Origin of the sequence: Streptomyces sp. NBC_00448, assembly GCF_036014115.1 — a bacterium.
GTDB lineage: Bacteria > Actinomycetota > Actinomycetes > Streptomycetales > Streptomycetaceae > Actinacidiphila.
Map to the genome: position 1 here is coordinate 573,515 of NZ_CP107913.1, position 24,413 is coordinate 597,927.

Here is a 24,413-nt window from a genome sequence, read left to right on the forward strand (position 1 = left end):
CACGCGATCGGCGGGCGGGGCGGCTTTCTGCGGTCAGGCGGCGAGTTCGCCGGCCTGGATCTGCCAGAGGGATGCGTAGTGTCCGTGCTGGGCGAGGAGTTCGTCGTGGGTGCCCTGTTCGGCGACGATGCCGCCCTTGTCCATGACATAGATCCGGTCGGCGTGGCGGACCGTGGAGAGGCGATGGGCGATGACGATCATCGTCCGGTCGGCCGCGAAGCTGCGCAGCGTGCGCTGGATGGCGGCCTCGGTCTCGTTGTCCACGGCGGAGGTGGCCTCGTCGAGGATGACGACCGGCGAGTCCTTGAGCATCGTTCGCGCGAGGGCGATCCGCTGCCGCTGGCCGCCGGAGAGCGCGGCGCCGCGTTCGCCGATCAGCGTGTCGTAGCCGTCCGGCAACGTCGCGATGAAGGGGTGCGCCTCGGCCATGGCGGCGGCCTGGAGCACTGCCTCGTCGGAGGCGCCGAAGGTGCCGTAGCGGATGTTGTCGGCGATGCTGCCGTCGAAGAGGAAGGGGTCCTGGGCGACGAAGCCGATGGTCTGGCGCAGGACGTGACGGCGCAGGTCCCGGACGTCCTGTCCGTCGAGCAGCACCCGGCCGGACTCCACGTCCTGGAAGCGCATCAGCAGCTTGGCGATCGTCGTCTTGCCGGAGCCGGTGGCGCCGACCAGGGCGGTCACCTGCCCGGCCGGGATGGTCAGCGAGAGGTCCTCCAGCGCCGCCGGCCGGCCGGGATAGGCGAAGGTGACCCCGTCGAGGACGAGTTCGCCCCGCACCTCGGCGAGGTCGAGTGTCCCGTCGCCGTCGTCGGCCTCGACGGGCAGGGCGCGCAGCCGCTGGACCCGCTCGTAGGAGGCGAGGGTGCGCTGGTACTGGTCGGCGATGCCGCCGAGCCGGCTCATCCGCATCAACAGCATCTGGGGCAGCCCGATCAGCGGGCTGAACACCTCGAAGCGCAGGGTGCCGTTGAGCACCGAAAGGCCACCGATCAGCAGGGTTCCGGCCATCGACGCGGTGGTGCAGGCCCGGACGGTCTCGGCGTGGCGGATCGTGCTCCGGTCGCTCTGCCGGCTGCTCTCCTGGGCCGCTTCGCTCAACGTGTCGATGCGTTCGGCCTCGTAGTCCTCGGTGCAGAAGCTCTTGACGGTCGCACCGGCTTCGAGCGAGTTGATCACCTGGCTGCCCAGCCTGGCCCGGCGCTCACCGGTGACGGCGTATCCGGCCGCGGCCTGGTCCTGGTGACGCAGCGACAGCCAGGCGACGACCGGGATCGGCAGGAACGCGATCCAGGCGATCTGCGGCGCCAGCAGGAGGAACGCCGGCACCAGGAGGGCCAGGCTGGTGCCGAGTTGCAGGACGTCGTTGGCCGGTCCGGCGAAGAAGGCGCCCAACTGCCCGACGTCGTTGGTGAGCGTACCGGCCACCCGGCTGGTCCGTTCTCCCTCCAGGTGCCTCAGTTCGAGGTGCTGGACCTGTCGGTACGTGCGGCTCCGCCAGTCGTGCTCGATGTCCTGGCCGAGTCGGCGCCACTGGAGGTTGGAGGCGTACGACAGTCCCGCCACCGCGGCACAGGCGGCGGCCACCAGCCCGGCCAGGCCCCAGAGTTGAGCGGAGGCGGTGGTGAGGCCGAGGCTGACCAGTGGGGCCGCCTCGCCCTTGATGAGGACCAGGCCGGTCCAACCCAGGAAGGTGCCGAGCGCCGTCTCCGCGGCCTGGCACGCGATGGACAGGGCGGCAGCCCGGTAGAGGGTGCGCCGATGCGGTCCGACGATCTCCAGCAGGGGGTGGCGTTCGGTACCCGGCCCGGCCGCGTCGCGGGACGCGTCGACCGTTCTGTGCCAGTCCTTGCGGAGAACGACCGCGGTCGCCGCGACCACACCGCCCACCGCCACCAACTGCCTCCTCAGCGCTGACCCCTTGATCAGCGAGATCCCGGCCGCGACCGCGCCGCCGGCGGCGAGCGCCGGGAGCGCGACCGGGCCGCAGTCCGCCGGCGGGGCCGGTTCGACGGCGGGCCCGTCCGGCGGCACGCCTTCCGTTCCGGTCGGCTTCTCCGCGACCAGCGCGACGGCTCTGCGCACCATCCGGCCGACGTCCGTGGCGCACATCCGCGCATCGTGCCGGACGAGCACGCCGCCGGTGACCGGGTTGGCCTGGGCTTCGGTGATCCCGGGAACGCGGCTCAGCGCGGCGGCGAGGATCTGGGCCGTCCGGGGCCGTCCGCGCACCAGCTTGACGTCCCAGCGCTGGCGGCCCGGCGTGACCGAGCGCGGGCTCGCGCCCGATTCCACGGATCGGAATCCGGGTGCGGCACCCAGTAGCGATGGCATGTGTACGAAATCACCTGTTCGCGGGGTCACGGAATACCGTCACGGACACGACGGAATACGGCGACGGAGTGGGAAATTCTGAACGGCGGGTTTCAGCAGCCGAACTGCCGGCGGACGGCCGCCGCCCGATGCGTTCCGCCGAATCGATCGACATGCGCGCCCGGCGGCGGCCGCGGGTCCCGATGGACCGTCAGTGCGCCTTTCCGGCACTCGCGCGCGGCTTCGGGGCCCTTGAGCTCCCTTCGGCGTGGCCGACGGGCTCGTCCATGGGGACGCGCGCGGCGACGGGCGGGGTGACACCGGAGCGCGCTCCGGTGTCACCGGCGGAAATCTGGGCGGCCACCACGTCTGCGGTCACCTCGGCGGCGAGGTCGTTGATGTTCTCCCCGACCTCGTGGGCCGCCTTCTTCACCTCCATCGCGATGCCGACGGACGTCTTGACGACTCCGCTCACCAGCGGCCTGAGCAGGCGCTTGGCCAGCGGCGCGACGATGAGACCTACCAGGAAGGGCGGTACTACGGGCGGCATGATGCTCCATCCTCTCCACGTATACGTATGACAGGGAACCCGGGCATGGCGAACTCCGGAGCAGTGCGCAGCCGGGTGAAGAGAAGCATTCCAGCTCGGTGTCCGGGATTCGCTCCACAAGTTCGGATTCCCGGACACCGGAACGCGCCATCCGATCCCACGATCACCGTAGTGGAGCCGCGCTCCCTTGGACCAAATGGCTACCTCCGAGTTCACTCATGCGAGTGTTCATTCCCTGACCGCGTGACCTGAACCGCCGAACACCAAAACACCAAGGAAAGCGATCATCGGATTATCCTTTCTCCATTAATTCCGCCAGTTCCGCACGAACCACGCAGCCCGCTCAGCAATGGAACAGCCCGCCCCGCAGCTCCTCGTAAAGGTGAATCAGGACCACCCGCCCCAGTCACCCCGAGCGGCTCCCGACCAGTGGCCAGGCGGGTTGGGGACGTTCGAACGCACTTGTCGCAAAGGGCAGTTGACACACCGCGACCGAGCCCCGGTGACACCATGACGCCATGCCCCGACGCACCCCGGCGGTCGTCCTGGCGACTGTCCTCATCGCCTCGGCCGTCTCGCTGGGTGGCTGCGGCGACGGTGCCGCCTCCTCGACGACCACTCCCCTGGTGGACCACGGAACCGTCAGGATCGCGGAGTCCAGCGAGACGCCGAGTTTCGACCCGTACTCCTCCTTCGGCGCCTCCCAGGCCCGTTACGCCTATGACTCACTGGTGAACCTCGCCCCCGACGGCACCATGGTCACCGGTCTGGCCTCCTCATGGCGTGCCACGGCCACCACGGCCACCTTCGTCCTCCGTCCGGGCATCACCTGCTCCGACGGCACTCCCCTCACCGCCTCGGCGGTGGCCCGGGCACTCACCTACGCGGGCGACCCGGCCCGCCAGCTCGCCGGCGCCCGGACCGTCCTCCCGAACGTCCCGTTCACCGCGCGCGCCGACGACAGGACCAGGACGGTGTCGACAACCGCCGCGGCCCCCTTCCCGTTCCTCACCCGCACCATCGGGCAGCTGCCGATCGTCTGCCCCGCCGGGCTCGACCGGCCCGCCTCGCTGGCACGCGCCACCCAGGGCACCGGCCCCTACGTGCTGACCCGCTACACCCCGGGCGGGCCCTACGAGTTCACCGTCCGCGGCGGATACTCCTGGGGGCCGGCCGGGGCGACCACCGCTGCGCCCGGCATCCCCGCACACATCGTCATCTCGGTGGTGCCCCAGGCCTCCACCGCCGCGAACCTCCTGCTCACCGGGGGCATCGAGATCGCCGACGTGACCGGGCCGGACCGCGCCCGGCTCACCGGCCACGGTCTGTCCACCACCGACATCGCGACCGTGGTCGGGCTGACCTTCTTCAACCAGCGGCCCGGCCGACCCCTCGCCGACAGGGCACTTCGCCGCGCCATGGTCTCCGCCCTCGACCGCCGGGGGCTCGCCGACGTCGCCGTCGGCGGCCGCGGCAGACCCGCGACCGACTTCGGCGCCGAGGGCTCGCTCTGCCACGCCGACGTCGCGGACGCCAACCTGCCCTCCCAGAACGCGGCGGAGGCCCTCCGGGCCGCCGGCTGGACCCGCTCCGGCGACGGCCCGCTGACCAAGGACGGCCGCCCCCTGCGGCTCCGCCTGATCACCAGCCCCGACCTCGGCCCCACCCTGCCGTCCGTCGCCGAGCTGATGGCCCGGGAGTGGACGGCGCTCGGCGCGGACGTCGAGCAGGTCACCGAGAGCCTGCCCGCCCTCGTCAACGCCATGTACGGCAGTGCCGACTTCGACGTGGTGGTCGGCAGCACCCCAGGGTTCGCCCTGCCGGTCGGCTTCGTCCCCTTCTTCTCCGGCCCCACCACCGCCCAGGGCCTCAACTTCGCGGGCGTGACCGACCCCGAGTACGACGCCCTGGTCGCCCGAGCCCTCCGCGAGACCGACACGACGGGCTGCGGCACCTGGAACCGGGCCGCCGCCGCGCTCTTCCGCTCCGCCGACGCACTGCCGATCGCCGACGGCCGGAGCAGCGTGTACGGCTACCGCACCACCTTCGCCACCTCCTTCGGCGGCCAGCTCATTCCCACCAGCATCCGCCTCCACCAGTGACCGGGACCCACCATGTCCTTACCCCAGCTGATGCGGCACCCCTGGGCAGCGTTCCTCGGCCGCCGTACGCTCCGGCTGCTCGTCTCCCTCGCGGTCGTGCTCACCGCGTCGTTCTCGATGATCCGCCTCGTCCCCGGCGATCCGGTCCGGGCCGCGCTCGGCGTCGACGCCGCCCCCGACCTGGTGGCCGCCCGCCGGCACACCCTCGGGCTCGACGCACCCTTCCTGTCCCAGTACCGGCACTACCTCTGCGGTCTGCTGCACGGCGACCTCGGCACCTCGCTGGTCACCGGAACCCCGGTCGCGGAGCTGGTCCGTACCCGGCTGCCGGCCACCTTGGAGATCGCCGGTCTCGCCTTCCTGACCACCCTCGCCGTCGCCCTGCCCGGCGGCCTGCTGGCCGCGGTCCGCACCCGCGACGGCCGCCGCCCGCGCACCGATCTGGCGTTCACCGCGGTCACCGCCGGTGTGGCCGCGGTGCCGGACTTCGTGCTGGCCGCAGGACTCACCGCGCTGCTGGCCGTCGGCCTCCGGCTGTTCCCGGTGGCCGGAGCTGCGGGCGTCGAGTCCTTCGTCCTACCCGTCCTCGCGCTCTCCCTCGCCCCCACCGCCATCCTGCTGCGCATCGTCCGGGTCGAGGCACTCAAGGTGCTGAACGAGGACTACCTGCGCACCGCCCGGAGCAAACGGCTGTCTCCCGCACGTTGCTACCTGCGGCACGCGGCACCGAACACGGCAACCGCCGCACTCACCGTCGCCGGCAGCCTGCTGCCCGCCCTGATCGCCGGCACCGTGCTGGTCGAGAAGGTCTTCGCCTGGCCCGGCATCGGCTCCGCCATGGCCCAGTCCGTGATCGCGCAGGACTACCCGGTGGTCCAGGCGATGGTGCTGGTGCTCGGCACCACCCTGCTGCTCGCCGGCCTCGTCGTCGACGTGCTGCTCGCCGTGCTCGATCCCCGTTCGGCGATCCGGGAGATGTGACCATGCACCTTCCGTCCGGATTCCGGCGCTCGCCCATGGCCTGGACCACCGCGGTCATGATGGCGTCACTCCTCGCTCTCGCACTGGTCGGCCCGCTGGTCTGGGGCGCGGCAGCCGACCGCCCCGACCCCTCGGCCGTACTCCAGGGGCCCTCCGCGGGTCACCCGTTCGGCACCGACGGTCTCGGCCGGGACCTGCTCGCCCGGGTCCTGACGGCCACCCGGCCCTCCCTGCTGCTCGCGCTGGCGGCGGTCCTGCTCGGCGCGAGCTCGGGAGTCCTCCTCGGGGCCTGCACCGCCGTCCTCGGCCGGCGCGGCCGCCGGCTGACCGCCGGGCTGATCAACCTCCTGCTCGCCTTCCCGGCGCTCCTCGTCGCGATGTTCCTCGCGGTCGTGTTCGGCGCGGGCGCCGCCGGGGCGGTACTGGCCCTCGCGGCCGCGGGCGTCCCCGGATTCGCCCGGCTCGCCCAGACCCTCGCCGCCGGCGTCGCGGGCACCGACCACCTGGCCGCGGCCCGGGTCCTCGGCCTGCGCCGCCACCGGCTGCTGTGGCGGCACGTCCTGCCCAACATCGCGGAGCCGCTGCTGCTGAGCACCACCACGGCGACGGGCACCGCCCTGGTCGCACTCTCCGGGCTGAGCTTCCTCGGCCTGGGCGTCCAACCGCCCGGCTACGACTGGGGGCTGCTGCTCAGCCAGGGGCTCGACCGGATCTACGCGGACCCGCTGCCCGCGCTGGCCCCGGGCCTGGCCGTCCTCTACGCGGCCCTGGCCTTCCAGCTGCTCGGCGAGGTCCTGGCCGGGAGCGTCGCCCGGCGCGACCCGGCCGCGCGCACACCCGCGCCGACGCCCGCCCCGAGCAGCCCCGCCGAGGACGGGCTGGTCCTCCAGGTCGAGGACCTCACCATCGAACTCCCCACCCCTGACGGCCCGGTCCGGCCGGTGCGCGGCGTGAGCTTCTCGGTGCGGCCCGGCGAGGCCCTCGGGCTCGTCGGTGAGTCGGGCTCGGGCAAGTCGCTCACCGCACTGGCCATCGCCGACCTGCTCCCGTACGGCGCGCGCGTGTCGCGGCGCACCCTGCGCCTGCTCGGAGCCGACCTCGCCGCCCTGACACCCAAGGAGCGGGACCGGCACCTCGCGACGGGCCTGGCGATGATCTTCCAGAACCCGGCCTCCGCGCTCAACCCGTCGCTGCGGATCGCCACCCAGCTCACCGAGGCCCCCCGGGCCCACCGGGGTGCCAGCCGCGCGGGGGCCGCCGCGCAGGCCGCCGACGCCCTGCGCCGGGTCGCCCTGTCCCCGGCACTGCTGCGCTCACGTCCTCACCAGCTCTCCGGCGGCCAACGTCAGCGCGTGATGATCGCCTCCGGGCTGATGGTGCGGCCGGGGCTGATCATCGCCGACGAACCGACCACCGCGCTCGATGTCACCGTGCAGCGGCAGATCACCCGGCTGCTCACCGACATCCGGCGGGACACCTCCGCCGCGATCCTGTTCGTCAGCCACGACATCGCGCTCGTGGGCGAGTTCTGCGAACGGGTCCTGGTGATGTACGCGGGCGGCATCGTCGAGGCGCTGCCCGCCGACCGCCTCACCGACGGCGCCCGGCACCCCTACACGCGGGCCCTGGTCGCCTCGGTGCCGGACCTCACCGTCGACCGCGGCCGGCCGCTGCGGACGATCGAGGGGGCACCGCCCGACCCGCTCGCGCCCGCACCGGGATGCCCGTTCGAACCCCGCTGCCCGCGCCGCCGGGACCACTGCGCCGAGCAGGCCCCACCGCTGGAGGACCTCGATGCCGTCCACCGGGTCGCCTGCTGGCATCCTGTACCGCTCGCGGCGATCCCCGAGCAGGTGACCGCGTCATGACCACCCTTCAGGTCACCGACCTCACCGTCCGCCACCCCGGCCCCCGCGTCCGCCCCGCCGCCGTGGACGGTGTCACGCTGGAGATCCCGTCCGGCACCACGCTCGGCCTCGTGGGCGAGTCCGGCTCGGGGAAATCCAGCCTGGCCCGCGCGATCGTCGGCCTCGTCCCCGCACACAGCGGCCGGGTCCTGGTCGACGGCCGGGAGGTCCGCACCCGCACCGTCCGCGACCGGCGCCGGCTCGGCCGCCTCGTCCAGGTCGTCCTCCAGGACCCGGACACCGCGCTCGACCCCCGGATGACGGCCCGTCAGGCGCTCGTCGAAGCAGCCACCGTCTTCCGCCGACTCGACCGGGCCGCCCGCGCCGAGCGCGTCACCGAGCTGCTCGGCCTCGTCGGCCTGGACCCCCGGCTCGCCGACCGCCTGCCGCGGCAACTGTCCGGCGGCCAGCGCCAGCGGGTCGCCCTCGCCCGTGCCCTGGCCGTCGAGCCCGGCCTGCTGATCGCCGACGAGATCACCTCGGCGCTCGACGTCTCGGTACAGGCCTCCGTCCTCAACACGATCCGCGACCTCCAGCGACGGCTCGGGCTGTCCGTGCTCTTCATCGGCCACAACCTGCCGGCGGTCTGCCACGTCTCCGACGTCGTGGCGGTCATGCGGCACGGCCGGATCGTCGAGACCGCCCCCACCGGGACGATCCTGCGCACTCCACGGCACCCCTACACCCGAACGCTGCTCGCCTCCGTGCCGTCCCTGCGCGCGTCACCACCCGCGCAGAGGACGTCATCACCGGAGGGCACCCGGGCGCGGTGTCCGCCGGAGCCCGGGTGATCGTCCCCGGCGGCACCCCGCCAGTCACGAACCGCTATCGAAAGGAACGAACATGGGAGTTCGTCGAGGTGCACCGACCAGGCCGGAACGGGGCGTGGCATGACCGTCGCCCTGGACCAGACCCTGTTCCACCAGACCGGTGTCGGCCTGTCCGTACCGTTCTCCATCGCCGGGACCGGGATGCACCTGCCCCCGGAGGTCGTCACCAACCAGCAGCTCACCCGCACCCTGGACACCAGCGACGAATGGATCACCAGCCGCACCGGCATCCGCGAACGCCGCCGGCTGGCACCGCATCTGGCGACCTCCGACATGTGCGTCGCCGCAGCCCACCCGGCCCTCGACGCCGCCGGCATCGAGCCCACCCGACTGGACGCGGTCATCGTCGCCACCTACACCTGGGACCAGCCGATCGTGTCGACCGCGCTGATCGTCAAGGACGCCCTCGGCGCGCACCGCGCCCTGGCCCTGGACGTCACCCAAGCCGCCTGCGCCTCCGGCATCCAGGCCATGCTGATCGCCGCCCACCTCCTGCAGAACCCCTCCATCACCACCGTCCTCCTCCTCGCGGCCGACTGCGCCTCCAGGCTCGCCGACCCCACCGACCGCACCACCGGCGTCTTCTTCGGCGACGCCGCGGCAGCCGTCGTCCTCAGCCGCTCCGAGACCCCCGGAGCGGGCCTGCTCTCCTACAGCCTCGGCTCCCAGCTGTCCTACGGTGTCCAGGTCCCCGCCGGAGGCTCCCGGCTGCCCGCCGGCACCGCCACCGTCGCCGCCGGAGAGCACTACCTGTCCATGGACGGCCGCGCCGTCTGGAACACCGCGACCACCCGCCTGCCCGAGAGCATCACCAGCGCCGCCCACCGTGCCGGCGTGCCGATCGACCAGGTCCGCCATTTCTTCCTGCACCAGGCCAACCTGAACATCCTCACCGAGACCATGGCGGCGCTGGACGTTCCCCCGGAGCGCGCCCCCGTCACCGTGGACCGGCTGGGCAACACCGGATCGGCCGGGCTGTTCACCGCGCTGCACACCACCGCCACCGCAGGCGCCCTGCGCCCGGGGGACGCCTATGTGCTGGCCGGGATCGGCGCGGGCTTCCAGTGGGGAAGCCTCTGCATGCGGCACGCCTGACGCATCGTCAACTCGTCGCCGTGGTCCTTCCCGGACGGGTGAACTCCCGCCGAACCCGGGCGTTCCCGCCACCGCCCCCACCAGCATGGGCGGCATGACCACCACGCGTTCCCGCGCCGAACGGGCCGCCCAGGCCCGGACCGCCGCACCACAGCTCGCCGCCGAGGGCATCGACGGGGTGGTGTTCGGCTGGGTCGACAACGCCGGGCTCACCCGGGTCAAGTCCGTCCCGCTCGCCCAGCTCGAACACGCCGCCGAGTACGGTGTCGGTGCCGCGCCCTGCTTCGACTTCTCTCTGGTCGACGACTCCTTCACCAGCACGCCGTCGAGCAGCGGCCCGACCGGTGACCTGCGGCTCGTCCCCGACCTCGACCGGCTCACCCCGCTCGCCGCCCAGCCCGGCTGGGCGTGGGCCCCGGCCGACCGCTACACCCAGGGCGGCGCCCCGCACCCCGGCTGCCAGCGCGGCTTCACCCGCCGGGCCGCCGAGGCCGTCGGACAGCGCGGGATCTCGGTGAAGGCCGGGATCGAGGTCGAGTGGGTGGCGGCCGACTCCGCCGGGACCCCCGCGGCGCCCGGGCCCGGGTACGGCATGACCCGCTTCGTCGAGCACTCCGACTACCTGCGGGAGGTGCTGAACGCCCTCACCCGGCAGGGCCTCGCCGTGCTCCAGCTCCACCCCGAGTACGCCGCCGGGCAGTTCGAGGTCTCCGTCGCCGCCGAGGGACCGGTCGAGGCAGCCGACACCGCGATGCTGGTGCGCCACACCATCCGGGCCGTCTCCGCCCGGCACGGCCTGCGGGTCTCCTACGCGCCCGTCTTCTCCGAGGGCGTGCTCGGCAACGGCGGCCATGTGCACCTCAGCCTCTGGCGGCAGGACCACAACCTCGCGCACGGCGGCCCCGGCCGCCACGGGCTGCACCCGGAAGCCGAGCACTTCCTCGCGGGCGCGCTGTCCGAACTGCCGGCCCTGCTCGCCCTCGGCGCGCCCAGCGCCGCCTCCTACCTGCGCCTGGTTCCCTCCCGGTTCGCCGGGGCCTACCGCTGCTGGGGTCTGGAGAACCGTGAGGCGGCGCTGCGCCTGATCACCGGCTCCTCCGCCGGGCAGGCCAACGCCGAGTTCAAGTGCTTCGACGCCGCCGCCAACCCGTATCTGGTGATCGGCGGCGTGCTGGCCGCGGGCCTCGCGGGGCTCGACGCCGGGCTGCCCCTACCGCCCGAGATCCGCAGCGACCCCGCCACCCTCGGCAGCGCCGACCGCCTCCCGACCACCCTGTCCGAGGCGACCGACGCCTACGAGAAGTCCGCGCTCCTGCGCAAGGCCCTCGGCCGCGACCTGTACGAGGCGGTGCTCGCCGTACGCCGAGCGGAGGCAGAACTGTTCGCCACCCGCACCGACGAGGACGTCATCGAGGCCACCCGCTGGCGCTACTGACCGGCGCTCACTCCCCGGCCCCGTCCAGCGGCTGCGTCATGTAGACGGCCGCCGCGCCGTAGCCCGCGGGCAGATCGGCCTCGGGGCGGACGCGGTAGCCCAGCCTGCTCCACAGCCCCTGCGAGCCGTGCACGGCGACCAGGGACAGGGTCCGGTGGCGCCCGGCCCGACCCGCCTCCTCCAGTCGCCGCTGCATCCGGCGGGCCAGGCCCCGGCCGCGCGACCGCTCGGAGATCACCAGGTCGTGCAGGTGCAGGTTGCCCCGTGCTGCCGTGCCCTCCTCGGCCAGGCTCAGGTCCGGGCATCGGAAGAGCGGGTACGGCAGTGCCAGCAGGTAACCGCCGAAGCCGCCCGCGTGCTCCAGCACGAAGCAGGTCGAGGGCGAGGCACGGTGCCGGGAGCGCAGGACATCCTCGCCCTCGGACAGGCCGCTCGCCGCGTAGGCGCGCTCCTCCAGCGCGACCACCTCGTCCCAGTCCTCCTCCCGGAGCGGCCGGACCCGGGCGCCGTTCACCCGCGTCCTCCGTCCGGGCCCGGGCCGCCAATGCAGAGGTACGGCAGTGGCGCGAAGCCGTTGAATCCCTGGGTGGCGTAGGCGGCGGCGTACGCGCCGCAGGAATGGACCCACACCGGCTCGCCGGAGGCGATCGCGCGCGGGACCTGTACCCAGCCGTCCTCCTGGGCGTACGCGTCGTCGCTGTCGCAGGTCGGACCGGCCACCACGGCGTCGACGAACGGCCCGCCAGGGTGGGTCGGGAACTCCAGCCGGTACTGCAACTGGTCCATCTCGTAGAGGCCGTTGAACTTCCCGCAGCTGAGGTAGAGCCAGTCCTCACGGCTGCCGTCGAGTCGATGGCGGGAGGTGAGCCGGGCAACATGGGCACGGATCGCACCGTGGTCGGCGACCAGGTGGCGGCCGGGCTCCAGCAAGAAGTCCGGCGGGGTGGAGTTGACAGCGCGCAGCCGCCCCATGCCTTCGCGGATCACGGTGAACATCTTGTCCAGCGGCGGTTCCAACGGCCGGCCGCGCCGATCGAGGACGCCGAGCGCGGGCAGTCCACCACCGAGGTTGATCCGGTCCGGAACGATGCCGTGCCGGTTGAGCGCCTCCAGTAAGGCCGCCAGCGTCTCGAACGCCTCGACCCAGGCTTCGGCCTTCATCTGCTGGGAACCGACGTGCACCGACAGACCCGAGGGCACCAGCCCGGCGGCCCGGGCGGCACCGAGTACCCGCAGGGCATCCTCGGGCGAGCAGCCGAACTTGTGGCTCAGGCCCCACAGCGCGCCGTCGCCGGTGGTCGCGATCCGGCAGAACACCCGGGAGCCGGGGGCGTGTTCGGCGATCGCGGCGACGTCCTCCAGGCTGTCGGTCGCGAAGTCGCGCACGCCGAGCCGGTACGCCTCGGCGATATTTCGGTCGGACTTGACGGTGTTGCCGTAGTGGATCAGTTCGGGGGCCACCCCGGTGCGCAGTGCCTGCGCGATCTCCTGCGGGCCGGCCGCGTCGAAGCCGGACCCGAGCCGGGCGAGGTGGTCGAGTACCTCGTCCACCGAGCAGGCCTTCATCGCGAAGCGGACCGCGACTCCCGGCAGTTCGGCACACAGGGCGGTGTACTGGCGCCCGATGCCGTCCAGGTCGTAGATGATGGCATCCTCGACGGCGGCAGCGAGCGCGGCCCGCAGAGCGGGTCGGCCATGGCGGCCGGGGGGATCGTACTGGCCGGGGAGGGACACGCTGGACGCGTGCACCGTGGCCGACGTGGTCAGGGTGCTTGGGCCGGTTCTGCCACGACCGGCCGTCCGGCGCGGTTCGGCGATCTGACGCGTGTCGGTGGCCTGAGGCCTCACGTGCGAACTCCCCATACGACTGGATGATCGATGCCGAAGACCCGCTGGCACCCATGCGAGGAAACGAGGAAGTCCAAAGGTCGGTTATGACATCTGCCCCGAATTCACCCCCGGCCGCACTCCTTGTTCCGTCGAGCCGATCTGCACGTGCCGGCCGAGCACGGCATCAGCATCGCCCCTTGCACCTCCTACGCGGCCAAGGCCCGCCGCAGCCCTGAAGCGGACGCGTTCGGCCGCCGGCGGCGGGCGGGAGAGCCTCACTGCTCGGGCGGGCGGTCAACCGCCGGCCCGAGCAGACCTTCGGGGCGACGCGGGTGTCGTGAGGGGTGGGCATCGGCACCCGCGGGCGGTCACCTACGGTGCGGGGATTTCCCTGACCAGGCGCGAGGTCCAGTCACACCAGATGCGGCCGGGCAGGAAGGGTCCGCCGACCTCGTCGAGGTGCTCCTCGACGTAGGGGATGGACGCGTCGCAGACCTCGATGGCCTGGTCGAAGAAGCTGGTCTGGTCGGGGTCCGCCTGGTAGCTCCACTGCGGGTTGTAGGGGGCCGGGCGGGGGATGATCCGCGTGAGCAGGTGGGGCTGGTCGGTGGTTTCGCCGCTGACGAGCTCGCGGGCGTGCTCGATTTCCTCACTGTTCGTCAGCTTGACGACGAAGGTGGCCCGCGTGATGTCGGTCATCTCGAAGTAGGCAGGGCCCGCTGCGGCCGCGCGGACCGGCCCCTGCTGGGGGGTGCTGGCCTGAGAGGGCTGTGCCACGGCGAAGGCGAGCACGCCGACGGCGGCCACGCTGGCCGCCTTGGTGAACACATGTCGCATGAGGGGTTTCTCCTCGTTCCCGGTCGTCGTGCTCGTCACGACTGACTACTGAGAGCATTGAATCAGTAACTGGGAGTGATCAGAGTGATCTCGGCGTTTGCGTCGCGGGGGACGTTCGTCCTCGCAGCGCGGGGCGCCGCGAGTCCTGTGCGGGGATCAGCGGCGGCTGACGTCGGCGGCACAGCCGGTGGCCGAGGTGGGTGGCGGAGAGCGGCCGGCGGCCGGGCGTACGCCGCGCGGGTCCGCGAAGACGTTCTGCAGGTAACCGAGAACCAGCTCGTCGTACGGGAGTTCGGGGTCCTGCAGCTCCGCCTCACTCCTCGCCCACTGGCGGCCGGCGACCTTGGCATCGTGACGGTTCCCGCCGCGTACGCCGATGTTCACGACGACCGGAAGAAAGTGCGCCTTGCCAGGGCTCGGTGTGAAGTCCAGACGGTCTTGACCGTGGTCCGTCCGGTCTTGCGGTCCGTACGACGGCACTTGGACGCGGGCGGCCCGGCCGACTGCAGAGAGCAGGAGACTGTTCACAGTGGCGCCCATGATCCAACGGATCTCCGACCGCCCCGGATGGACAGCGGGGAACATTTCATCGTGACAAACAGAGCGCCGTAACAGGGAAGGCAAACAGCATGAGTGACGAGCTTCGCGAGGTTTTCGACTTCATCGCCTTTTCCGCCCGGCTCCGGGAGGTCGAGCGGCACAACAACGCCACGCAGTTGCGGAAGGAGAGCGTGGCCGAGCACTCATGGCACCTGGCGCTGGTCTGCTGGGTCCTGCACCGCGAGTTCGAGCGCGAGTGCGGGCACCGGCTGAACCTGGAGAAGATGCTCAAGATGTGTCTCATGCACGACCTTGTGGAGATCGAGGCGGGAGACCCCTCGGCCTGGCGTACCCAGGACAACGCCCGACTACGGGAGAAGAAGGCGCTCATCGAGGAGGAGATCGCCCAACGCAGGTACGGGGCGCTCCCGGACGAACTGAGCGACGAGTTCCTCAGGGTCTGGCAGGAGCACGAGGAGGGCGTCACCCCCGAGGCCCGGCTCGTGCGGGGTGTGGACCGGCTGAATCCCGCGCTGATGCGCTATCTCACCGGGCAGGGGTGGCAGGACGTGGGCGTGGACGCCGGGGCGCTGGACCGCCTGCAACTACCCCGGCTCCAGGTGAGCGAGAGCCTCACCGCCCTGTACCAGGAGGTCAAGGCCGCCGCGATCGCGCAGGGCCTGCTCGCGCCCGCCTCATGAGGCTGTGGGAGCCGTGCGGCGACCTGTGACGCCGGTCCCGGGCGCAGGGGGTGAGACAAGGTCGTTGCGGTGCCTGAAGGTCGGATCGTTGACCCGATCCTGTTTCTCGCCCCGACCGACTGTCCAGGCCGCCACCTCCCCCTTGCCCCCGGTCCACCGGTACCTCACCCGGCTCCACGACAACAGCTCCGCTACGGCAACGCCACCCGCACCCCTGCCCAACGGCACGCCTCAGGGCTGTCCCCGTCATCCAACAGCGGCCTTCGCCCGGGCTCTTCCCGTGGCGTGCAGTCGGGTCAGGTTGCCAGGCCGACCCGCGTCGGCGCTGAGGGGAACGCTTCCGTGGGCACTTCCCCAGCTGTTTCACACGGCGAGGTGCTGCTTCGCGTCGGAGCCGGTGGCGGGCTCGGTGGCAATGCCGTGCTGCTCCTCTTCGGGGCGTCCCTTCCTCGGCAGCAGGAAGGTGATCGCCAGGAAGACGACCAGCAGGCACGCCTGGACGATCAGCGCGCGGTGGAAGCCGCCGATGAAGTCGTCGGTCCTGGCCTGGGCGAGGAACACCGAGCCGAAGACCGCGACGCCGATGGAACCGCCGACAGCCTGGACCGCGGACAGGACACCGGAGGCGGACCCGATCTCGTCGTTGTCGACCGCCGCCAGGATGAAGCTGAACAGGGCGGCGATCACCATGCCGGCGCCGACGCCTGCCACCGCCACGCCGGGAACGATGTCCCGGATCGAGAAGGAGGCGGCATCGAGGCCGTCGAGCTCGAACCACAGCAGGGCCGCGCCGGCCAGCTGGACCAGCGGTCCGATCTGCAGCACCTTGCGGCCGATCTTGTCCGCGAGGAACGCGCCGCTGACCGCGCCGCCGATCGCGGTTCCCACCGCGAGGGGCAGGTTGCCCAGTCCCGCCTCACCGGCGGTGAAGTGCCGGCCGATCTGGAGGAACAGGGTCAGCACGAGCTGGGTGCCGATGAGCCCGCCGAAGAACAGGGCGATGCCGCCGAGCCCGACGGTGAAGGCCGGCTTGCGCAGCAGGCCCGGGGCCACCAACGGCCCGCGGCCCGCGGCGGCCGTACGGCGCTGCTGAAGGGCGAAGAGAGCGAACCCGATCACCGAGGCGGCCATGGACAGCCACGTCCACAGCGGCCAGCCTTCCTCCTGCCCCTGGTTGAGCGGCAGCACCAGCAGAGCACAGGACACCGCGACCAGGGCGGCGCCGGTCAGGTCGACCCGAACCGTGCAGTCGCCCGCCTTCTTGGGCACGAACCTCGCGGCGACGATCAGCGCCGCGATGCCGATGGGCAGGTTGACCAAGAACACCGACCGCCAGCCCAGGCCGAAGAAGTCACCCTCGATAAGGAAGCCGCCCAGGACCGGGCCGATGATGCCGCCGAGGCCGAGGACGGGTCCGAAGATCGCGAAGACCTTGGCGAGTTCAGGGCCGGAGAAGTTCTCCCGCAGCAGGCCCAGGCCCTGGGGCAGCAGCATCGCTCCGGCGACGCCCTGCAGCAGGCGGAAGGCGATCAGCGACTCGATGTTCGGCGCGACCGCGCATAGCAGTGAGCACGCGGTGAAAGCCGCAAGTCCCGTCAGGAACATCCGGCGCCGGCCGTAGCGGTCGCCGAGCCGGCCGCCGAGCACGAGTCCGGCGCCCAGGGTGAGGGCGTAGCCGCCGATCACCCATTGCAGTCCGACGGAACCAGCACCGAGGGACTTCTCCAGGTCCGGTCCGGCGACGTTGACGATCGAGGCATCCAGGAGATCCATGAGCTCCGCGACGATCACCACCACCAGAATCAGCCCCCCGTTGGAGACGATGCCGAGCGGGACGCCACAGGCATCGGAGGCGACCGAGCGCTTCAGTCCCTGCTTGCCCCCGATCAACCGGTGACCGCCCTGCCTTCTCGCCACCGGACGGGGCCTTGGTGATGCAGCCGTCCACCAATATCTCGCTCAGCCCGAGGCCGATCATCCGGTCGTAGGCTTCCAGGGCGAGGGCGTGAACCTGCTCGGATATTCCGAGTTCAGCCCACTCTTTGACACGCCGTCGGATGGTGCGGTCGGAGCATCCGGGAGTGGAGATGCGCTCGTAGCCGGAGCCGTGGACCAGCGCGAGCAGGACGTGCTCGAAGACCGTCCGGTCGGCAATCCGGCGGCGGTGACAGCCCAGCGGGTGGTCCGCAACGAACGCCTCCCGCGCGGGCAGGGAGCGCAGCGAACTGGTCCCATAGAGGTTCGATCAGGCAAGATGGCAGCGCGGGCACGGCCGTCCTTCGTGATTACAGAGCGTCGAGAACTCCATGATCGCGCGGCTCCGTGACCGCACTACGGCCATCCCATCTCCTGGGCCTACAGCGGCCTATTGCCGGTCGGTCTTACCCGGATGCGTTCGAGGACTGGGATCAGCTGCGGGCTGTCGCCCCACTGACCAGGAGTGATCAGCAGTGCCAGAGGGCGGAGGCCGCCTTCGCCGGCAAGGTGGATCTTAAGTGGTCATAGGTGGTCGGTGCGCGCATGACCGGCCGGCCGCGTACAAGCTGGCTCCACGCATCAGACCACCTTGGAATCGCTCATCCAGGGAACCGGGAGGCGCTCTACCGGCGGACCGCCGAGATCAGTCCGCCGGGCCGCTCCTCGCGCTGCGGGGGGGTGCTGATCGGGCGGCCGTAGGCGGCAGCGCGCTCGCGCAGGGCGTGGCTGTCGGCCTTCAGCCGTGCCCGGCCAGCCAGCCCACCGGGTCGTCGGGCATCTCCGAGATCCACAGGGACGCCGCCGATCCCGGCGCGGCGTCCGCGCCGAAGCGGTCGATCACGCCGCGCGAGCCCAAGGTCAGCCCCATCCGACTGCCTGCCGCCGACTGCCTGTCGATCCGGGCCAGCAGTAGCTCCACCGCGTCCTCGGGCAGATAGATCAGTAGTCCTTCGGCGATCCACGCGGTCGGCGCGGCCGGGTCGTGCCCTGCGGCGGTCAGCGCGTCCGGCCAGTCCTCACGCAGATCCGCCGCGACAGTGATCCGCTCGCAGCGCGGGACGGCCTGCTCCTGGCGCAGCACCGACGTCTTGAAGTCCAGTGGTGCGGCGGTGTCGAGCTCGAACAGCCGGGTGCCCTCGGGCCAGTCGATCCGGAAGGCCCGGCTGTCCATCCCGGCGCCGAGCAGCACGACCTGCCGGACCCCGGACGCGGAAGCCTGCTGCAACAGGTCGTCGAGGAACTTCATCCTGATGACGATGGAGAGCGACACGGCCAGCCGGCGGCGGCGCGCGGCCTCGTCATCGGGCAGCGGAGGCGAGGAGGGCCACAGGCCGCCGGCGGTGGCGAAGGCCTGCGCCAGTGGGTCGCGGAACAGTGCGTTCTCCCGCTCGGTCTCCAGCGCCCGCACCCTGGCCACCCCGACCGCCGTGGCCCACACTCCCGACGGCTGCACCCGCTGCTGCTCAACAGGCACCGCGTCAGCCTAGATGATCGATTCCAAGGGGCCGGATGAGGGGAGCCGGCCTGATGCGGGAGCCGACCGGCCCCTCGTAGGGACCGCGCGGTCCCCCCGAACGTGCTCCCGTTGCCGGAGAGGGGGGTGCTGGTTGCCTGTCCGGTGGCTTCGCCACCACTGGCGCCGACGGCCATCGTGGCGCGTGCCGCAGTGGGTTCGTCGCCGTCGCGTTCCCGCACGGAGAGGCGGGCTGCGGCCCGATCGCAGGAGCGCTCGCCTTGGGCGTCCCTGCCGCGGGACCGTCGTTGCCGTGCTTCGGGTGGGACCAGGAGGATCAACTCACGGCCGGGGAAGCCACGTTCACGCCGTTCACTCTGCGCGGCACGCCCAGCGGGTTGCCATCGCGCAGCTCCGGGGGCAGCAGCTCGTCCGGCGTGTTCTGGAAGCAGACCGGACGAAGCCAGCGTTCCGTCGCGGTGGCACCCACCGACGTCGAGTTGCTCGTCGAGGCCGGGTACGGGCCGCCGTGGTGCATGGCCGGGGCGACCGTGACCCCGGTGGGCCAGCCGTCGACGACAACGCGCCCGGCCAGTTCGGTCAGCCGTGACACCAGGTCGGTGGCCGCCTCGTCGCGCTCGTCGGCCGCGAGGTGTATCGACGCGGTGAGGTTGCCCTCCAACATGCCGAGTACGGCCTCCAGTTCGGCGGTGGAGCGGTAACGGACCAGCACGGTGACGGGCCCGAAGCACTCGTCGAGGAGTTCGGAGTGCGGGGCGCTCTCGGTCAATTGGGCCGCCGGCACCGACAGCACGCCCGGGCGCACGGACAGGGGCGCGTCCCCCGTGTCCTCCTCGCCCGGAGCCAGGAGTTCCTCGACGCCGGGCAGCGCGGCGCGGGCGCGGGCACCGGCCAGGAACGCCTCGCGCATACGCGGGTCGAGCAGGGGGCCGGCCGGCACCTGTGCCGCGATGACGGCCCGCACCACCGCGTCGCCGTCCGCACCGGCCGGCAGGAGAACCAGCCCCGGCTTGACGCAGAACTGGCCCAGGCCCTGGGTGTACGAGGCGGCCAGCCCGGCGCCGATCTCCTCCGCCCGGGTCCGTGCGGCCCGCGGGGTGACCACGACGGGGTTCAGGCTGCCGAGTTCGCCGTGGAAGGGAATCGGCCGGGGACGGGCACCAGCGATGTCGAACAGGGCCCGGCCGCCACGCACCGAGCCGGTGAATCCGACAGCCGCGGTGAGCGGGTGGCGGACGAGGGCGGGGCCTGCCTCGAATCCGTGGACGACGGACACCACGTCCTCCGGCAGCCCCACTTCGGCCGCCGCTGCCCGCAGGGCCCGCGCGCACAGGACACTGGTCCGCGGGTGGTCGGGGTGCGCCTTGACGACGACGGGGCAGCCGGCGGCCAGCGCGCTCGCGGTGTCGCCGCCGGGAACGCTGAACGCCAGCGGGAAGTTGCTCGCGGCGAAGACCGCGACCACGCCGAGCGGCACCTTGCAGCGGCGCAGGTCCGGGCGGGGTGCGGGCTGCGCCTCGGGGTCCGCGTGGTCGATGATCACGTCCAGGTGGCCGCCGTCCTCGACGGCTTCGGCGAAGGCCCGCAACTGGTAGCAGGTGCGGGCGAGTTCGCCGGTGATCCGGACCCGGCCGAGCGCCGTCTCCGCTTCGGCGGCCGCGATGACCGCCTCGCCGTCCTTCTCCAGCAACTCCGCTGCGGTTCGAAGGAGTCGGGCCCGGGTCCGGTGGTCGGCCAGCGCCTTTCGGGCCGCATGAGCGGCACGCACAGCGGTGTCCACGTCCGCCGCGGTGGCCTCCACCGCGACCGGCCCCCGGGACTCCCCCGTACGCGGGTCGATGCTCAGCACTTCTGTCACCGTGTCACTCACCGTCTCGGTTCGTCGGGTTTCGCTGGTCTTGGGTGTCCCACCGGTCTCGACGCCGGCCCTGCCGGTATCCGCGTCCGCCTCCACGCCTGCCTCCGCGCCGCCCAGGCGGCCGTCATGTCCTCGGCCGTGGCGGCGAGTTCGCCGAGGGGTACCGGGACCGCGGGGGTGCGGCCGGCGAGCGGGGCGCAGGTCCTGCGCGGCGGTCCTGCGCCCGTCGAGGCAGGCCGCGATGCCCACGGTCACCGGGCGCCTGCTCGGCGAGACCACCTCACTGGTAGCCCTTGGCGAGGACCGCCTCGGTCTCCGCGGTCACCTGTGCCGCCGGCTCCGCGGACAGCGCCAGCCGCGGCGGCCGGCACGCGCCGCCGCGCAGCCCCGCCAGGTCCATCGACAGCTTGATCGACTGCACGAACTCCGTCCTGGAGTCCCAGCGCAGCAGCGGATGCAGATCGCGGTAGACCGGCAGCGCCCGGGCGAGGTCGGCCGGGTCCCCGGAGGTGGCCAGCCGGTAGAGCTCGACGGTGGACCGCGGGATCATGTTGGGGTAGCCGGCGATCCAGCCGACCGCGCCGGCCATGCCCAGTTCGAGCAGCACGTCGTCGGCGCCCACGAGGATGTCCAGGCCCGGCGCCAGCTCGCTGATCCGGTAAGCCCGGCGGACGTCACCGGTGAACTCCTTGACCCCCACGATCGTGCCCTCGTCGAAGAGCTCCGCGAGCAGTTCGGGGGTGAGATCCACCTTGGTGTCGATCGGGTTGTTGTACGCCACCACCGGCAGACCCGCCTTGGCGACCTCGCGGTAGTGCTGCACCACCGCCTCCCGCTCCGCCCGGTAGGTGTTCGGCGGCAGCGACAGCACCGATGTCGCCCCGGCCTGAGCGGCCTGCTCCGCCCAGCGGCGCGCCTCCAGGGCCCCGTACGCACCGACCCCGGCCATCACTCCGAACCCGTCGGGCGCGGCCGCGACCGCGGTCTCCACGACACGGGCCCGCTCCTCCGGGGTCAGCGTCTGGTACTCGCCCAGCGAACCGTTGGGCGCCACCCCGTCACACCCACCCGCCGCCAGGAAACGGACGTGCTCCGCGAAGGCGTCGTAGTCCACCGACAGGTCGGCGTGGAACGGCAGCGGCGTGGCAACGTGAACTCCACGCCAGGGCGTCGCGGGACTGGTCATGCGGTGACTCCTTGAAGTGATGGTGACAAGAGAGTATCAGTGCAATGTCACACTGCATAGCTAGGAGTTGCCCCGCCCCTCGCTCCCGCCATCCACTCCTCCAGGCCACCGGCGTCCAACGGCAGCGCGTCGGAGAGCACTTCCACCCCGTGAGCGGTGACGAGGAGGTCGTCCTCGATGCGCACGCCGATCCCCCGCAGCTCCGGCGGGACGGTCAGGTCGTGGGCGTGGAAGTACAGCCCTGGCTCGACGGTGAGCACCATGCCCTCGCCCATGGTCGCGCCCTGGTACGCCTCGGGGGCCGCCCGAGCGCAGTCGTGCACGTCCAGGCCGAGGTGGTGGCCGATGCCGCAGATCAGGTAGCGGCGGTGGTGCTGGCCGGTGTCGGACAGCGCCTCGTCCACGGAGACCGGCAGCAGGCCCCAGTCGTCCAGGCCGTGCGCGATCACCTCCATCGCGGCGTGGTGGAAGTCGGCGAAGGGGCGGCCGGGGCCCACTGCGGCCAGGCCGGCCCGGTGCGCCTTCTCCACCAGGTCGTGCACCTGGCGCTGTACCGGAGAGAAGCGTCCCGAGGCGGGGAAGGTCCGGGTCACGTCGGCGGTGTAGTGGCTGTCGACCTCCACGCCCATGTCCAGCAGCAGCAGTTCCCCGGGCAGCACCGGGCCGTCGCAGCGCACCCAGTGCAGGGTGGGCGCGTGCTTGCCGCTGCCGACGATGGAGGCGTAGCCGGGTCCGTTGCCGTAGGTGTGGGCGAACCGGTCGAAGGTGCCCTGCAGCCAGCGTTCGCCGCGCCCGGCTATCGCGGTGGGGATCTCGCGGACGACCTCGGCGAACCCCTCGACGGTGCGGTCGACCGCCTGCCGCAACTGCCCGATCTCCCAGTCGTCCTTGTACATCCGCAAGGAGGCCAGCGTCCGGGCGGTCTCCTCGTCGGGGCCCGGCCGCTCGTCCAGTGCCGACAGCGCCCGCACCTGGATGCCGAGCACCCGCGCCCAGTCCTCGGTCCCGGGCGCGGCCCCGACCCACAGCTCGCCGTAGCGGGCGTCCGACCAGAACGCCTGCTCTCCGGGGTAGGCGGGGAGCGGCATGTAGAGGACGGCGTCGCCGTCGCGGACCACGACCACGGCGTTCTCGATCGCGCAGCCGGTCAGCCAGTAGAAGTCGCTGTCGGGGCGGAAGGCGTAGGCGGTGTCGTTGCTGCGGGTCGGCGCCTCGCCGGCGGCGATCACGACGGTCCGGCCGGGCAGCGCCTCCGCGAGCCTGGCCCGGTGGGCGGCCGCGGCCTCGACGGCGCCGGGGACGACCGCGGGCGTGCGGTCGGGGGTGTCCCACTGGGCACCCATGTAGGCGGTGAACTCGGGGATTTCGGACAGTCGCGGAATCTTGCGGTCACTCATGCTGCGGCTTCTCCTCCTGCGTCGCGCGCCATCTCGCCGAGCCGGGTGAACACCCGCTCGTCGTGCCGCGCCCGGGGTCGGGCCGGTCCAGCGGCACCTCGACGAACCGCGCGCGCACCCGCATGCCGGGAACGGTGTACGTGAGGGCGCCGCTCATGCGGTGGCAGCCCGCCTCCGGTGTCCGTCCGGGGTCGATCCGCGGGATCACTGCCGACGCGGCTGTCCATGCAGCGCTCAGTGATATGTGGCATTGCACTGACCATAAGCCCTCGGCCCGGCGCGCAGCAACGGGGTCGCCGCGACAGTTCGGTGTCGGATGTGGTCAGGCTTCGACGACGCGGGAGCTGCTGGCACGGACGACGAGCTCGCCGGGGAGCAACAGGCCTTGCCCCGGGGCCCGTTCACCGCGGATCTGCGCCAGGAGCCGGGCCACCAGGCCGGACGCGATGGTCCGCAGCGGCAGGCGCACCGAGGTGAGGGCAGGGGTGAGGATGCGGCACAGCGGGATGTCGTGGCAGCCCACGACCGCCACATCCCGCCCGACCACCAGCCCCGCCGCACGGATCGCCTCGTACGCGGTGACGGCGAGCATGTCGCTCGCCGCCGCGATCGCCGTGGGGCGTTGCGAGCTGCGCAGCAAGGCGTGGACGGCCTCCACCGTGTCCGCCGGGTCGGTGGGGTCGAGCGGTTCCAGGGCCGAGGTGCCTTCCAGCCCGTGGTCGCGCAGCCCGACGCGGAACCCCTCGCGGCGGTCGGCTGTCCACGGCAGTTCGGAGGCGGCGCCCAGGTATCCGACACGCCGGTGGCCCTGCGCCGCCAGGTGCGCGGCGACGGCCCTCATCGCGCTCTTGTTGTCCAGGTCCACCCAGTGCTGTGGCAGGCCGGGGTCGGTACGCCCGAAGACGGCGAACGGCACCCCCGCCCGAACCAGATGGTCCACGCGGTAGTCCGACCGCAGCACGTCGGCGAGGAGGAACCCGTCGGCCTGGCGGCCCGCGATCACCTCGTCGATCGCGGGACGCGAGTCCAGGGTGCCCGGCGACGGCCGGAAGAGCAGGATGCGGTAGCCCTCGTCTCCCGCCGCGTCGACCAGCGCCTCGAGGAAGCCGCCCATGAGGGGATTCGGGTCCGAGGGGCTGTCCACCGGGGCGAGGTAGGCCAGGGTGCGGCGCTCGCCGGTCCGCAGCGAGCGCGCCGACTGGTCCGGGCGGTAGCCGAGTTCCTCGATCGCGGCCTGCACCCGGGTCAGGGTGCCGGCCCGGACCCGGGCGGGCGCGTTGAGGACGTTCGACACGGTCTGCCGGGAGACCCCTGCCGCCTTGGCGACGTCCTCGATGGTGACCGCGCCGCGGCCCGCGCGCGATGCCGCCGGCCGACGTGCTGCCGCCATGTGGTGCCTGTTC

The 24,413-nt window shown here is 72.3% G+C and carries 19 protein-coding genes and 3 pseudogenes; 7 read left to right on the forward strand and 15 right to left on the reverse strand.

Translation table 11 applies throughout. The annotated features are described in order from the left end of the window. Window positions 1-33: 33 nt before the first annotated feature. Together OG370_RS02610 and OG370_RS02615 are read right to left on the reverse strand one after the other, a co-directional pair. Window positions 34-2,292: an ABC transporter ATP-binding protein/permease gene (locus OG370_RS02610; RefSeq protein WP_328460128.1), complete on the reverse strand. Its 2,259-nt coding sequence runs from the start codon at window positions 2,290-2,292 to the stop codon at window positions 34-36. A gap of 229 nt (window positions 2,293-2,521) precedes the next feature. Then, entirely contained in the window at window positions 2,522-2,860 is a 339-nt protein-coding gene (locus tag OG370_RS02615; protein WP_328460130.1) for a DUF5132 domain-containing protein, read from the reverse strand. Between the two features lie 518 nt (window positions 2,861-3,378). Between OG370_RS02615 and OG370_RS02620 the strand changes: the two genes are divergently transcribed. From OG370_RS02620 to OG370_RS02645, 6 genes are all read left to right on the forward strand, one after another. After that, window positions 3,379-4,962 carry an ABC transporter substrate-binding protein gene (locus OG370_RS02620; protein ID WP_328460132.1) on the forward strand — a complete coding sequence of 528 codons (1,584 nt, stop codon included), beginning with the start codon at window positions 3,379-3,381 and terminating at the stop codon, window positions 4,960-4,962. A 12-nt stretch (window positions 4,963-4,974) separates the two neighbouring features. Beyond that, window positions 4,975-5,943, forward strand: a complete 969-nt coding sequence (locus OG370_RS02625) for an ABC transporter permease (RefSeq protein ID WP_328460134.1) — start codon at window positions 4,975-4,977, stop codon at window positions 5,941-5,943. A gap of 2 nt (window positions 5,944-5,945) precedes the next feature. Next, complete coding sequence (locus OG370_RS02630) at window positions 5,946-7,811, forward strand: dipeptide/oligopeptide/nickel ABC transporter permease/ATP-binding protein (protein ID WP_328460136.1); 1,866 nt, start codon at window positions 5,946-5,948, stop codon at window positions 7,809-7,811. After that, the gene (locus OG370_RS02635) at window positions 7,808-8,641 is read left to right on the forward strand and encodes an ABC transporter ATP-binding protein (protein WP_328460138.1); all 834 of its coding nucleotides are present in this window, start codon (window positions 7,808-7,810) and stop codon (window positions 8,639-8,641) included. The genes OG370_RS02630 and OG370_RS02635 overlap by 4 nt, the downstream gene beginning before the upstream one ends. Before the next feature lie 99 nt (window positions 8,642-8,740). Further along, window positions 8,741-9,775 (forward strand): 3-oxoacyl-ACP synthase III family protein, encoded by a 1,035-nt coding sequence (locus OG370_RS02640; protein WP_328460140.1) that lies wholly within the window; start codon window positions 8,741-8,743, stop codon window positions 9,773-9,775. 94 nt (window positions 9,776-9,869) lie between these two features. Beyond that, the gene (locus OG370_RS02645) at window positions 9,870-11,210 is read left to right on the forward strand and encodes a glutamine synthetase family protein (protein ID WP_328460142.1); all 1,341 of its coding nucleotides are present in this window, start codon (window positions 9,870-9,872) and stop codon (window positions 11,208-11,210) included. Window positions 11,211-11,217: 7 nt separating this feature from the next. Here OG370_RS02645 and OG370_RS02650 read toward each other — a convergent pair whose 3' ends face one another. The 4 genes from OG370_RS02650 to OG370_RS02665 all read right to left on the reverse strand — a co-directional run bounded on the left by OG370_RS02650 (window position 11,218) and on the right by OG370_RS02665 (window position 14,261). Next, on the reverse strand, window positions 11,218-11,724 hold the full coding sequence (locus OG370_RS02650; protein ID WP_328460144.1) for a GNAT family N-acetyltransferase: 507 nt from the start codon (window positions 11,722-11,724) through the stop codon (window positions 11,218-11,220). Then, the gene (locus OG370_RS02655) at window positions 11,721-12,944 is read right to left on the reverse strand and encodes a type III PLP-dependent enzyme (protein WP_328473733.1); all 1,224 of its coding nucleotides are present in this window, start codon (window positions 12,942-12,944) and stop codon (window positions 11,721-11,723) included. The genes OG370_RS02650 and OG370_RS02655 overlap by 4 nt, the downstream gene beginning before the upstream one ends. A gap of 468 nt (window positions 12,945-13,412) precedes the next feature. Next, window positions 13,413-13,877 carry a BP74-related protein gene (locus OG370_RS02660; RefSeq protein ID WP_328460146.1) on the reverse strand — a complete coding sequence of 155 codons (465 nt, stop codon included), beginning with the start codon at window positions 13,875-13,877 and terminating at the stop codon, window positions 13,413-13,415. A gap of 156 nt (window positions 13,878-14,033) precedes the next feature. Further along, complete coding sequence (locus tag OG370_RS02665; protein WP_328460148.1) at window positions 14,034-14,261, reverse strand: hypothetical protein; 228 nt, start codon at window positions 14,259-14,261, stop codon at window positions 14,034-14,036. A 245-nt stretch (window positions 14,262-14,506) separates the two neighbouring features. Here OG370_RS02665 and OG370_RS02670 point away from each other — a divergent pair, with 245 nt between their 5' ends. After that, entirely contained in the window at window positions 14,507-15,118 is a 612-nt protein-coding gene (locus tag OG370_RS02670; protein WP_328460150.1) for an HD domain-containing protein, read from the forward strand. Between the two features lie 363 nt (window positions 15,119-15,481). Here the strand turns inward: OG370_RS02670 and OG370_RS02675 are convergent, their stop codons facing one another. From OG370_RS02675 to OG370_RS02715, 9 genes and pseudogenes are all read right to left on the reverse strand, one after another. Continuing rightward, the gene (locus tag OG370_RS02675; protein ID WP_328473735.1) at window positions 15,482-16,942 is read right to left on the reverse strand and encodes an MFS transporter; all 1,461 of its coding nucleotides are present in this window, start codon (window positions 16,940-16,942) and stop codon (window positions 15,482-15,484) included. Beyond that, window positions 16,928-17,388: pseudogene (locus OG370_RS02680) on the reverse strand (transposase); the annotation flags it as partial. The gene OG370_RS02675 and the pseudogene OG370_RS02680, both read right to left, overlap by 15 nt. A gap of 91 nt (window positions 17,389-17,479) precedes the next feature. After that, window positions 17,480-17,611: pseudogene (locus OG370_RS02685) on the reverse strand (IS5/IS1182 family transposase); the annotation flags it as partial. Window positions 17,612-17,718: 107 nt separating this feature from the next. Further along, window positions 17,719-18,533, reverse strand: a pseudogene (locus OG370_RS02690) (class I SAM-dependent methyltransferase). 352 nt (window positions 18,534-18,885) lie between these two features. After that, complete coding sequence (locus OG370_RS02695; RefSeq protein WP_328460152.1) at window positions 18,886-20,439, reverse strand: aldehyde dehydrogenase (NADP(+)); 1,554 nt, start codon at window positions 20,437-20,439, stop codon at window positions 18,886-18,888. 268 nt (window positions 20,440-20,707) lie between these two features. Continuing rightward, window positions 20,708-21,613 (reverse strand): dihydrodipicolinate synthase family protein, encoded by a 906-nt coding sequence (locus OG370_RS02700; protein WP_328460154.1) that lies wholly within the window; start codon window positions 21,611-21,613, stop codon window positions 20,708-20,710. Between the two features lie 47 nt (window positions 21,614-21,660). After that, window positions 21,661-23,010: an aminopeptidase P family protein gene (locus OG370_RS02705; protein WP_328460156.1), complete on the reverse strand. Its 1,350-nt coding sequence runs from the start codon at window positions 23,008-23,010 to the stop codon at window positions 21,661-21,663. Next, window positions 23,003-23,167 carry a hypothetical protein gene (locus OG370_RS02710; protein ID WP_328460158.1) on the reverse strand — a complete coding sequence of 55 codons (165 nt, stop codon included), beginning with the start codon at window positions 23,165-23,167 and terminating at the stop codon, window positions 23,003-23,005. The genes OG370_RS02705 and OG370_RS02710 overlap by 8 nt, the downstream gene beginning before the upstream one ends. Before the next feature lie 165 nt (window positions 23,168-23,332). After that, window positions 23,333-24,400: a LacI family DNA-binding transcriptional regulator gene (locus OG370_RS02715; protein WP_328460160.1), complete on the reverse strand. Its 1,068-nt coding sequence runs from the start codon at window positions 24,398-24,400 to the stop codon at window positions 23,333-23,335. Window positions 24,401-24,413 lie beyond the last annotated feature (13 nt).